This is a genomic window from Bacteroides sp. HPS0048 (assembly GCF_964240755.1).
In the GTDB taxonomy this organism is placed as follows: domain Bacteria; phylum Bacteroidota; class Bacteroidia; order Bacteroidales; family Bacteroidaceae; genus Bacteroides; species Bacteroides nordii.
Window position 1 is genome coordinate 1 of the sequence record NZ_CAXSVC010000048.1, and the last position, 12,591, is coordinate 12,591.

Annotated in this window: 13 protein-coding genes; all 13 read left to right on the forward strand. The window is 33.4% G+C overall.

What is annotated here, in order from left to right; genetic code table 11:
* Nucleotides 1–1,310 (forward strand): hypothetical protein (locus ACESQI_RS22385; RefSeq protein WP_373127203.1); only part of this gene is annotated, 1,310 nt, incomplete at its 5' end.
* A complete protein-coding gene (locus ACESQI_RS22390) occupies nt 1,301–2,155 on the forward strand; it encodes an alpha-1,2-fucosyltransferase (protein WP_373127205.1) in 855 nt (284 codons plus the stop codon). The genes ACESQI_RS22385 and ACESQI_RS22390, both read left to right, overlap by 10 nt.
* Nucleotides 2,152–3,093, forward strand: a complete 942-nt coding sequence (locus ACESQI_RS22395) for a glycosyltransferase family 2 protein (protein ID WP_373127207.1) — start codon at nt 2,152–2,154, stop codon at nt 3,091–3,093. Before ACESQI_RS22390 ends, ACESQI_RS22395 begins: the two co-directional genes overlap by 4 nt.
* Nucleotides 3,090–4,397: a UDP-glucose/GDP-mannose dehydrogenase family protein gene (locus ACESQI_RS22400; RefSeq protein ID WP_373127209.1), complete on the forward strand. Its 1,308-nt coding sequence runs from the start codon at nt 3,090–3,092 to the stop codon at nt 4,395–4,397. The genes ACESQI_RS22395 and ACESQI_RS22400 overlap by 4 nt, the downstream gene beginning before the upstream one ends.
* Nucleotides 4,394–5,509, forward strand: coding sequence for a glycosyltransferase (locus ACESQI_RS22405; RefSeq protein WP_373127211.1), 1,116 nt, complete (start codon nt 4,394–4,396; stop codon nt 5,507–5,509). Before ACESQI_RS22400 ends, ACESQI_RS22405 begins: the two co-directional genes overlap by 4 nt.
* A gap of 3 nt (nt 5,510–5,512) precedes the next feature.
* A complete protein-coding gene (locus ACESQI_RS22410; protein ID WP_373127213.1) occupies nt 5,513–6,730 on the forward strand; it encodes a glycosyltransferase in 1,218 nt (405 codons plus the stop codon).
* Between the two features lie 9 nt (nt 6,731–6,739).
* Nucleotides 6,740–7,477, forward strand: coding sequence for a polysaccharide deacetylase family protein (locus tag ACESQI_RS22415; RefSeq protein WP_373127215.1), 738 nt, complete (start codon nt 6,740–6,742; stop codon nt 7,475–7,477).
* 5 nt (nt 7,478–7,482) lie between these two features.
* Nucleotides 7,483–8,568, forward strand: coding sequence for a hypothetical protein (locus tag ACESQI_RS22420; RefSeq protein WP_373127217.1), 1,086 nt, complete (start codon nt 7,483–7,485; stop codon nt 8,566–8,568).
* A 1-nt stretch (nt 8,569) separates the two neighbouring features.
* Nucleotides 8,570–9,526, forward strand: coding sequence for an AAC(3) family N-acetyltransferase (locus ACESQI_RS22425; protein ID WP_373127219.1), 957 nt, complete (start codon nt 8,570–8,572; stop codon nt 9,524–9,526).
* Between the two features lie 56 nt (nt 9,527–9,582).
* Entirely contained in the window at nt 9,583–10,602 is a 1,020-nt protein-coding gene (locus ACESQI_RS22430; RefSeq protein ID WP_373127221.1) for a polysaccharide biosynthesis protein, read from the forward strand.
* Between the two features lie 93 nt (nt 10,603–10,695).
* A complete protein-coding gene (locus ACESQI_RS22435) occupies nt 10,696–10,989 on the forward strand; it encodes a nucleotidyltransferase family protein (RefSeq protein WP_195350961.1) in 294 nt (97 codons plus the stop codon).
* Nucleotides 10,982–11,353 carry a HepT-like ribonuclease domain-containing protein gene (locus ACESQI_RS22440; protein ID WP_320969865.1) on the forward strand — a complete coding sequence of 124 codons (372 nt, stop codon included), beginning with the start codon at nt 10,982–10,984 and terminating at the stop codon, nt 11,351–11,353. The genes ACESQI_RS22435 and ACESQI_RS22440 overlap by 8 nt, the downstream gene beginning before the upstream one ends.
* Nucleotides 11,354–11,417: 64 nt before the next feature.
* Nucleotides 11,418–12,554: an NAD-dependent epimerase/dehydratase family protein gene (locus ACESQI_RS22445; protein WP_320969864.1), complete on the forward strand. Its 1,137-nt coding sequence runs from the start codon at nt 11,418–11,420 to the stop codon at nt 12,552–12,554.
* Nucleotides 12,555–12,591 lie beyond the last annotated feature (37 nt).

Consider the following 12,591-nt stretch of genomic DNA (forward strand, 5'->3'; position numbering starts at 1 on the left):
AGATGATACTGATAATCTGTTGTGCAATTGTTTTGATATTAGAACTATTCTTTCTCTATAAAAATCCGCGGATTGATAAATATATTTTTTTATATTTTGTTTTTTCAAGCTTTTTATGGGTAATAATTCCTTCATTATTTGTTGTTTTTGATCGCTCGAATAAATATAGTCTTGAGTTTTCTAAAGAAATTTTTATAAAGTACGCTGCTTATGAGTATTTCTTATATACCATACTTTTGTTCTTTTTAAATTTAAACCCAACAGTGAAATTACTGTATTATGGGAAGCGGATAACTAATAATATTGCTACTTATCGCTTATTTTGGTATTTCTTTGTATTTATTGCTATCTTAAATTTGCTGATGTTATTGAATTTGGATGTTGGTTATAGAGAAATTAACGATGTCTACTATAAAGAAAAGCAGAATACGAATCCTATAATGTTTTTTGCTAATTTTGGTATATCTTTCTTTTTTATATCTGTGTTTTACTTAAAACGAAACTTAAGTAAACGAAAAATAGTATTAACGTATATTCTTCTTATTACAACTATTATTCTTAATGTGATGCAGGGTGGGAGAATGCAAATTATATTCATTTTCTTTATTCTGATTTATTATATTCTGCAATCTTCGCCTTATAAACGTATAAAGTATTCTATTTATTTATCGCTTTTATTAGGTATTACGATAATAATAATACCTGTTATTGCAGGGGTACGAAATAGCGAAAAACTGACAGTCTCTAATATTATTGAATCTATAGACTTTACTTCTGATATTGAAAGCGAATTTTTGTTCCAACTTGTTTTGAAATTGAACAGTATTAATACAGGGGCTGTCTTGGTTGAGATGGAACGTACACACCCTTTTTTAACCCCTTATTTAAACTCTTTACCTGCTGGTATTCCAAATTTTTTTTATCCGGGAAAAAGGCCTGCTCCTGGAAGTTCCAATGGTGAATTATCCGGATCTCCTTCCCGTATTGCTGCTTATTATATAATGGGGAATTCCAGATTTGCAAATGTTGGTATTTCAACATCTGCCAGAGCTTTATGGCAGGGTGGATATCTATTTTATATGTTAAATATTATAATTTTGGTTTACTGGTATCGGTATTTAAATTCTTTGTTATTGAGTGGATGTTTTTATGCGAAGATGTTGGCGTTTTATTTTACGTTGATTGCACTTTTTATTTTACCGACAGGGGATTTAATAATAGCGGAAGTCGTTAAACAGCCTATGTTTTATTTCTTTTTTATATTCCTTTCAAGTTTAACCTCTTTAAAGCGGTATTATATATGTTCATAATCAGTTTATCAGGTGGCATTGGTAATCAGTTATTTCAATATACTTTTGGAAAGTATCTTGAGAAAAAATATAATCAGATTGTCTGTTTTGATAGATCTTCTATTTATACTAATTCTGAACGTAGGTTTGAGCTCAATATATTGGATGAAGCTATGTCTTTTTATACAGGAACTTTGTTCACGAAATATTCAGGGATCAGAAGGCGGATCTTAAGATTGTTATTTTCTTTAAATCGTAATAATATCATAATAACAGAATGTAATATCTCTCAAATAGAAAAAGTGGATATTCATCGAAAAAAAGTTTTGATTATAGGCTATTGGCAAGATATGTCTTTGGTTTTATCCGTTTTTTCTAAAATCTCTTTTTCTTTCACTCCATTACTTCCTATTCCTCATTCTTTATTATCGTTTAAAGAGAATATTCAAAGTACAAATTCTGTTTTTATTCATGTACGTCGGGGGGATTATTTTTCTCCTTTATATGTTCATAGGTATGGAATATGTACTGTGAAGTATTATTTGGATGCTATTCAGTATATAAGAGATCATATAAGTAACCCTTCTTTTTTTGTGTTTTCTGATGATGTAGATTGGGTAAAAGATAATTTGGGAAGTGATTGTTCAATGCAATATGTAGAGAATAGCATAAATATCAATAGCTATTATTATATTTATCTGATGTCTCTTTGTAAGCATTCTATTATATCAAATTCTTCTTTTAGCTGGTGGGGTGCTTTCATAAATAATTCATCAAATAAAATAGTTGTTACACCTGACAAGTGGGAAAATGGAACAAAAAAACACCTTGCTTTGGAAAATTGGATAAAACTCCCGACACAATGAAATTATCAATTGTAATACCTGTATTTAACGTTGAGAAATATGTTCGAAAATGTATTGATAGTTGCGTTGACCAGAATTGTTTAGATGAAGAGTATGAAATCATAATAATAAATGATGGAAGTACAGATAACAGCCTATCACTTGTTTGTGATAATTTGAAATATCATTCTAATATTAAAGTTTTATCTCAGGATAATATGGGATTAGGGGCTACAAGGAATAGAGGTATAGAAGAATCTTTAGGCGATTATATATGGTTTGTAGATTCAGATGATTGGATTGAAAAAAACATTCTAAAGCAGGTCTTTTTAGCTTTAGATAAATGTGCGGATGTGGTTCAAATCCCTTTTATAACAGCTTTTGATAATAGGAAAGGTACAGTTTTTATGCCGCCTACATGTTATGCAAATCCAAAAAAGAACATAAGCTCAAAAATGATTTTTCCGGCACAGTTCTATATTGTTAGGAGAAAATTTATGTTAGATAATCAGATTCGGTTTACTGAAAGAATTCTTCATGAAGACATTGAATATACCCCAAGGATACTATACTTAGCGAAAAGTATTCTGTTTTTCGATCAACCAGCTTATTATTTTTATAAAAGACCTAATTCTATAACTACTACTTATAAAATAGAACGGTCATTTAGTTATTTAAAGGTGGCTTCCAATTTACATGATTTTTCCCTCTCATTTCCTCAGGAAGATTATTGTATCTTTTCTTCAATAATTGCTCTTTCTATTAATAATGCATTATATAATGCCCTTAGAGTCTCGTCTATGTCTATTAGAACTTTTAATGACTTGCTACCGCGTTATAGCTTTTTATTCTATAGAATGTTATATTCGAGATCAGTCAAATATATAATTGAAGGAGTATTATTTCTTTTATTCCCTCAGTTTATTATACGAATTTATAAAGTGTTAAAAAAACTATGAATGTAGCAATTGTGGGAACAGGATATGTTGGTCTTGTTTCCGGAACTTGTTTTGCCGAATTGGGCGCAAATGTCACTTGTGTAGATGTAGATCGAAAGAAAATAGAGAATCTGCAAAATGGAGAGATTCCTATTTATGAACCTAATCTGGATACATTAGTACTTCGAAATGTGAGGGCCGGTCGTTTGCATTTTACTACAGATTTATGTTCTGTACTTGATGATGTAGAGATTGTGTTTAGTGCTGTAGGTACTCCGCCTGACGAGGATGGAAGTGCAGATTTACACTATGTGCTTGAAGTGGCTAAAACCATAGGGCAGTATATGAATAAATATTTGGTAGTTGTAACCAAAAGTACAGTTCCAGTGGGTACAGCCCTGAAAGTAAAAGCTACTATTCAGGCTGAATTGGATAAGCGTGGAATAAATGTAGAATTTGACATCGCATCAAATCCGGAGTTTTTAAAAGAAGGTAATGCGATTGATGATTTTATGAAACCTGATCGGGTTGTTATTGGGGTAGAATCCGGTCGTGCTAAAGAATTAATAACCCGATTGTATAAACCTATGTTATTGAATAATTTTCGTGTGATCTTTATGGACATATTTTCTGCTGAAATGACTAAGTATGCAGCCAATAGTATGCTTGCTACTCGTATTAGTTTTATGAATGACATAGCTAATTTATGTGAACTGGTTGGCGCAGATGTTAATATGGTACGTAAGGGTATTGGTACAGATTCTCGTATTGGTAGTAAGTTTTTATATGCGGGATGTGGATATGGCGGATCATGCTTTCCGAAGGATGTGAAAGCATTAATAAAAATAGCAGCTAAGGAAGGTTATGAAATGCGGGTATTGAATGCTGTAGAAGAGGTAAATGAAGCTCAAAAGAATATTCTATTTAGAAAATTTGAACATTTCTATTCCGGTGATATTAAAGGTAAAAAGGTGGCTATTTGGGGGCTTGCATTTAAACCGGAAACAGATGATATGCGTGAGGCACCTGTTTTGGTACTTATAGAGAGTCTATTAAAAGCTGGGTGCACAGTTTGTGCTTATGATCCAGTAGCAATGGAAGAGTGTAAACGCAGGATTGGTGATACGATAGAGTATGCTCGGAATATGTATGATGCCGTTATTAATACTGATGTTATTTTCCATGTAACAGAATGGAAAGAATTTCGTATGCCAAGCTGGAAAGTAATAGTAAAAGCGATGAACCCTAATCCGGTTTTATTTGATGGTCGTAATGTATATTCTGCTTCGGAGATGGAAGGGATTCGATATATAAAGATTGGATGATGGAACAGAATCTGTGCTGTGTTTTTAGAGTTTTTGCAACATACCGTGAATCTATATACACGCTTATTGATCAGGAGTTTAATGCTGATTTCTATTTTGGGACTTCTACCATTCCAATAAAAGAAGCGGATCGTACTCGTTTAAGAGGATATAGAGGTTCTTTTGGTTGTGTGGAATTATACAAGGGAGTCTGGTGGTTTGAAGGAATTATTAACCTTGCATTTCGTAATTATCAGATTTATCTGGTGGATGGTAATTTGCAATGCATTTCTTTTTGGATGTTATTATTGTTTAATAAACTTTTGGGAAAGAAAACTTATGTGTGGACACATGGATGGTATGGAAGGGAGGGAATAGTAAAGAAAATAATCAAAAAGATCTATTATTCATTAGTAACTGGTGTTTTTCTTTATGGTGAATATGCTCGGAATTTAATGATCGAAAAGGGCTATGCTGCGAATAAGTTGTTTTGTATTGCTAACTCTTTGGACTATCAGAAGCAATTAAAATATAGAAATGAGACTAAGAAAACTTCAATATTTCATCAGCACTTCGAAAATGAATATCCTGTAATAATATATGTCGGAAGGCTGCAAAAGGTGAAAAAGTTTGAGTTGTTGGTGCAGGCAGTAGACTTATTAGCACAGCGGAATTTTTTTGTAAATTTGATACTTGTGGGAGATAATGTTGATATTGATAATTTAGATGAAATCTTAAATTTGAGTATATCAAAAAAGAGGATATGGCATCTTGGAGCTTTGTTTGATGAACAGAAACTTTCTGAATATTTTTATAATGCGGACGTATGTGTCTCTCCTGGGAATATTGGGTTGACTGCTATTCATGCTTTTATGTATGGTTGCCCTGTGATTACTCATGATAACTTTGTAAATCAGATGCCGGAGTTTGAAGTCATAGAAAACATGAAAACAGGTTCTTTCTTTAAAGAAGGTGATTTGGAAGATTTGAGCCAGAAAATATATGATTGGTTATTGTTTTCCATGAATAGAAGGGATATGATACGAGAAGATTGTTACAAAATAATAGATTCTAAATATAATCCATTTTATCAGATTAATTTATTAAAAAGAGTTTTGAGACAAAAGGAGTAATTAATGACTACTATATTACAAATAAATAGCAGAGTAAATGTTGGCTCTGTGAGCAGGATTACAGAACATATAGGACAACTGGTTTTACAGAATGGTTGGGAAAGTTATATTGCTTATGGAAGAGATTCACGGTTGAGCCAATCTAAATTAATCAGAATAGGGACTAATTGGGATGTTTATGCACATAAGTTCTATTCTTTGCTTTTAGATAGACAAGGGCTTGCTTCAGTTAGTTCTACAAAACAATTAATAAAAGATATTATAGTAATAAAACCGGATTTAATTCATTTACAGAATATACATGGATATTATCTGAATTATAAATTGTTATTTGATTTTTTGTCTTCATATAATGTGCCGGTTATATGGACATTACATGATTGTTGGCCTATTACAGGGCATTGCGTGCATTTTGTATCAGCTCAGTGTTACAAGTGGAAAACTGGATGTGGGGATTGCCCGTTGTTATTGGATTATCCCAAAAGCTTATTTATAGATCATTCAAAAGAAAATTACTTTCAAAAGGCTAAACTGTTTACTTCCGTAGAAAAATTGACATTAGTTTCGGTATCAGATTGGTTGGCAGGGATAGTAGCAGAATCATTTCTAAGTGAAATTCCGATTCATCGAATTTATAATGGTATAGATATAAATGTGTTTTCTCCTCAAAAGAATTCTATAGAGATACGTGAAAAACTTGGTTGTAATGATAAAATGATTATGATAGGAGTTGCAACTTCATGGGGAAAAGATAAAGGACTATTTGATTATTATACACTTCAGGATATGTTATCGGAAGATGAGCAAATTGTATTGGTCGGGCTAACTCCAAAGCAACTAAAGTCTCTTCCAAAGAATATAATAGGGGTAGAACGTACTTATGATTTGGATAGTTTGGCTGCATTGTATTCTGCGGCTGATATTGTTATGAATTTATCTGTGGCAGAAAGTTTTGGCTTAACGACCGTAGAAGGAATGTCATGTGGAACGCCATGTATTGTTTATAATAGTACAGCCAGTCCAGAATTGGTGACAGAAAAAACCGGATTTATTGTTGAACCGGGAGATTATGAAGGTTTGCTTAAAGCAATCAGGACGGTAAAAAAGAAGGGAAAATCTTCATATAGTGATTTCTGCCGGAATAGAGCATTGGTCCATTTTAAAAGAGAAGATAGATATCAGGAATATTTTGAATTATATAAGCGATTATTGAATTTATAACTGTTGAAAATGAAAGACGCCATACGGACAATATTATTTTTTATTGGGTATTTGTTTTATAGAAATCGTGACAGTAAAATAATTTATTATCATGATATCTCTTCAGATACTTTTTATACAGATATGTCTACTGATTTAAATATTTTTCGAAATCATATTAAGATCATTAGGAAATGTGGATTTGAGATAGTTCAACAAATTACAGCAAAGAAGAATCAGATTGCAATCATGTTTGATGATGGATTTCGAGGAATATGGGATAATAGGGATTATTTTGTAGATAATAAAATATATCCGACTGTTTTTATAGCAAAATCGTTGATTGGTAAAGAAGGCTACTTAAATGAGGATGAAATAAGAGAACTGTTTAAGTTAGGGTTTGATTTTCAATCACATACTGTTTCTCATGTAAAACTAACCGATTGTGTTTCATCAGAGCAGCTTAATAGTGAATTATTGGAATCAAAATTATATATTGATGAATTATTACAGCAACATACTACTGCTATATGTGCTCCTAATGGGTACTATTCAAATATAGTGTGTGAGGATGCTTATAGAGTAGGATATGATAAATTTTATTCAAGTATTCCAGGATCTTATTATGAAAGAATTACAGACTTTAGTTTTGTAGTAACCCGAAACCTGGTACAATCTTTATCTCTTCTGCAATTTCGTTTAGTAATATTGGGTGGCTATAAGCCTTTTCAAAAAACATATTTAAAACGTCGGTATAAACTCTTGTAATAATAATGGATATACAAATAGTAGGCCATTCTTCTTCTGTTCCCTTTATTATTTTAGAAAACGGATCTATTTTATCTTATAAATCTGGAAGGATTTATTATATGAATGAGCGTCTGGAAATAACAGATGACCCGGTTGAATTATTTTCTAGTTTCAAATATAAACTTTTGAGTAGAGTACAAATTTTGTCCAGATTATTGAGAATAGGAGTTAGAACTTCTATCGAAATTAGTTCTGAATGCGTTTTACTGCAAGTAGGACATTCAATTATTGAATTTAATCCTATGAAAAAAAACTTCTCAAAAGGATATTTAATAGGAATACAAGCACGTGCATTGAACATTTCTAAGATTGAGTCAATAAGGGGATTTGATAATATGATTGTTTTTGGAGAATATTTATCAAACCCTTTGAAAAGAAATACTTCTATTTTTAAAAGAGATGGGGTTGACAAATGGTCTGTTATTTATTCTTTCCCTGACGGTGAGATAAACCATATTCATAATATTATCCCGGACATTTACAATAACTGTGTTTGGATACTCACCGGAGATTTCGATAATGCTGCTTGTATTTGGAAAGCGACTGATAATTTTAAAGAGGTCGTTCCAATCTTTCAAAATGATCAACTTTATCGTTCTTGCATGGCTTTTCCTACTCCTAACGGATTATTATATGTAACAGATACTCCTTTTGCCCAAAATTATGTTTGTTTGTTATACAAAGAGAACGATGAGTTTAAAATAAATAAATTGTGTGCTATTAGTGGTTCGTGCATAAATGCTACAAAAGTATTGGATCAGTTTGTTTTTTCTACAGTGGTAGAGGGAGATGGAAGAGATGAAACATTAATGAAATTACTTTTTTCCAGAAAAAGAGGAGCTGGTATTATTGATAATAGAAGTCATCTTTATGTTGGCAATTTGAAGAATGGTTTCCAGGATGTGTATCAGGTAAAAAAAGATTTATTTCCGTTTGCTTTTCAATTTGGAACAATAGTATTTCCAAAAGGAAAGGAGCATCGTTATATAATTTATGCGAGCCATGTCGCTACTAAATGTAATTCATCTACTATTTTAATAAAGATATAATATGATAAAAAGAATAATTCAGAAATGCTATAGTAAGATTGTTCTTCTTTCGCCATTGGTAGAGGTTCTGATTCGAAATTTATATTGGAGGAATGTAGGCTATCTGTCTAATCTTTCACCTAACAAGTCAAATCGTATTTTCCGTTCTGAAGAAGTTGATATAGAGGAAATAACAGACTTTCTTAAAAGCTGTGGAATTGGTAAGGGGTGCATTGTGGTTCTACATTCATCTTTTGATAATTTGAAACCTATAAAACAGAATCGAGAAGAAATAATTGAAAATCTATTGAATTTGGTTGGAGAGGAGGGAACGTTGGCAGCTCCGGTTATTCGTAGATATAAAGAAGAAACGCAGTCTTTGGTTGAAAAATTGAAAGATGCAAATGAGAAAATTTTTTGCGAATATAATGTTCGAAAAACTAAAATATCTTCTGGAGTATTATCATATACACTGATGAATTACCCAGGTAGTGTGACAAGCCGTTTTCCTTTAAATCCACTGACTGCAGTAGGAAAACATGCTGAAAATATGATGAAAAACAATTTAGATGGAGAGTTACCCACACCTCATGGAGCAAATTCAGCATGGAAGTATTGTGCGGATAAAGGTGCTTTTATAGTTCATCTTGGAGTTGACTTTGGACATCATTTGACTATGCAACATGTTGTAGCAGAATGTAATCCGGAATGGGATATTAATAATTTTTATTACGAAAGGGAATTTCGTATAGTAGATGGTGACTTCTGTATACAAAAGAAAGTACGAGAAAGACGATTGAGATGGACTATGTTTTCGGCAGAGAAGAACACACGTAGAGATTTGTTAAAATACGGTGTAGCCAAAATGAAAAACATTAAAGGGATTCCGGTATCTGTAATCAAATCATCTGATTTGATTCATTTTTATCAGAGTCAAAGGAGGTACTATCCTTATTATTTCTTTTTTAAAAGAAAGTAATACCAAAGAAGCTATAGCTATAAACATAAAAATAAATATAATTCATATTATAGATCATGTCACTCTTTAAAGACAAAATACTCTTAATTACCGGTGGTACCGGTTCTTTCGGTAATGCCGTTCTACGCCGTTTCCTTGATTCCGATATCAAAGAAATCCGTATCTTTTCCCGTGATGAAAAAAAACAGGATGATATGCGCCATCGTTTGCAGAATCCTAAAGTGAAATTCTATATCGGTGATGTCCGTGATAAACGTTCTGTAGATGGAGTAATGAATGGGGTGGACTACGTTTTCCATGCTGCTGCCCTGAAACAGGTTCCTTCCTGTGAGTTCTTTCCTACCCAGGCTGTTCGTACCAATGTACTTGGTACAGAGAATGTACTTGACTCAGCCATTGCTCACGGAGTAAAGAATGTAGTGGTACTTTCTACCGACAAAGCTGCTTATCCGATCAATGCCATGGGCATCAGTAAAGCTATGATGGAAAAAGTAGCTATTGCCAAAGGGCGGCAATTGGGGGATAATGGTGGTACTACCATTTGTTGTACCCGTTATGGTAATGTGATGGCGAGTCGCGGTTCTGTAATCCCTTTGTGGGTGGAACAAATGAAAGAGGATAATTCAATAACCATTACTGATCCTAACATGACCCGCTTCATGATGACACTGGATGATGCTGTAGACCTGGTAATCTACGCTTTCCAGCATGGAAAGAACGGGGATTTGTTTGTACAAAAAGCTCCTGCTGCTACACTGGATGTATTGGCAAGTGCATTAAAAAACTTGTATCATAGCAATGCAGAAGTAAAAGTGATCGGTACCCGTCATGGTGAAAAACTTTATGAGACACTTGTGACCCGTGAAGAGATGTCGAAAGCTGAAGACATGGGTGATTATTACCGCATTCCTTGTGATACACGCGACTTGAATTATGATAAATTTTTTGTGGAAGGTAACGAAGAAGTCTCCAAAATAGAAGATTATCATTCTCATAATACCTATCGTTTGGATGTAGAAGGTATGAAGCAGCTACTTCTTAAACTTGATTTCATTCGTGAAGATATTCGCCTTTAGTGTTGAATGTGTAATTGTAAATTAGTATATTGAAATATTGATTATCAAAATAATAATTGTATATTTGCATATACTTTATAAGCAATTATAAGAATGAAATCTACATCTGAATATATAAAGTTACTAAGGCAGTTTAAGGAGCAGAATGCTGATAAATATGGCATTACTAAACTTGGATTGTTTGGTTCTGTTGCCCGTGGCGAACAGGATGAAGATAGTGATGTGGATATATATTTGGAAAGTGAGCCACATAGTTTATTTACTATGGCCCATATCAAAGAAGAGTTGCAAGAACTCTTAGGCTGTAGAGTGGATATTGTTCGTCTGCGGGAACAAATGAATCTATTGCTCCGTAAAAGAATAGAAAAAGAAGGTATCTATGTTTGATAAAGAATTGGTACTCGATATAATTTCTATTATAGAAGATGTTCTGAAAACTATTCAAAAGAGAACGGAATCTGTAACTTCTTCTAGTGATTTTCTTTGTTCTGATTCAGGAATGATATTGTTGGACAGTGTATGCATGAAGCTGGTCGCTGTGGGAGAAAGTATAAAAAATATCGATAAAATAACCAATAAGCAACTATTTCGGGATTATCCAAATATAAACTGGAGAGATGTAATGGGAATGCGTGATATTATTGTGCACCATTATTTTGATATTGATGCCGATGAAATTTATAAAACACTAAAAGAAGATATTCCGTTATTATTGATTGCTTTGCAGGAGATACAATTGAATCTAAAATAAATCTTTTCTAAAACTTCTCAAATAAGTAGAGATACTTTTCTATTATTTCAATTTTAAATTATACATGATTAATGTTGGCATAACGGGCCAATCGGGTTTTGTGGGGACTCATCTCTACAACGAGCTTGGTTTGCTTTCTGATAGCGTTGTGCGCATTCCTTTTGAAGATTCTTTCTTTGGAAATGATGTGCAACTACGTGCTTTTGTGAAGCAGTGTGATGTGATTGTACATCTTGCTGCAATGAACCGTCATCCGGAACCCGGGGTGATTTATGATACGAATATCCGTTTGGTGAAACAGCTGATTACTGCTATGGAAGCAGAAGGGGTGACACCTCATGTACTTTTTTCCTCTTCCACCCAGGAAGAACGTGACAATGAATATGGAAAGTCCAAACTCGAAGGGCGTACCCTGTTGGAAGAGTGGGCACAGCGTAACGGTGCTTCTTTTACCGGCATGGTAGTTCCCAATGTTTATGGCCCTTTTGGGCGTCCCAACTACAATTCTTTCATTGCTACTTTCTGTTATAAACTGACACACGGTGAACAGCCGGAAATATTGCAGGATGGCAGTGTAAGACTGATCTATGTAGGTAGTCTCTGTCAGCATATCATAAGGAAAATCCAATCGACAGGTCATTCGCTCATACCTGTCATTGAACGTGATGAAATTCCGTATGACTTTGAGAAGAAAGTCACGGAAATATTGGATTTATTGGTCGATTATAAAGAATTGTATTTTGATCAGGGTTTTATCCCATCCTTGAAAAACAGGGATGAGATCAATCTCTTTAATACTTTTCGTTGCTATATAGATTATGCTACCCATTTTCCTGTAAAGTTGGTACAACACGCAGACCCACGAGGTATGTTTGTTGAAACTATCAAGTTAGGAGTAGGGGGACAGGTTTCTTTTTCTACTACCGTTCCGGGTATTACCCGGGGCAATCATTACCATAGCCGTAAGATAGAACGTTTCACTGTGATGAAGGGAAAAGCCCGGATTCAGTTACGTAAGATCAGTGGTACGGAAGTCTTGAATTTCTACTTAGATGGCAATGAACCGTCTTATGTGGATATGCCCGTTTGGTACACTCATAATATAACGAATATCGGTGATGAAGATCTTTATACTCAGTTCTGGATCAATGAATGGTATAATCCTGAAGATGGAGATACTTACTTTGAAAAAGTCGAATAGATTTACGATTAAACAATTTACGACATACGATAGAATT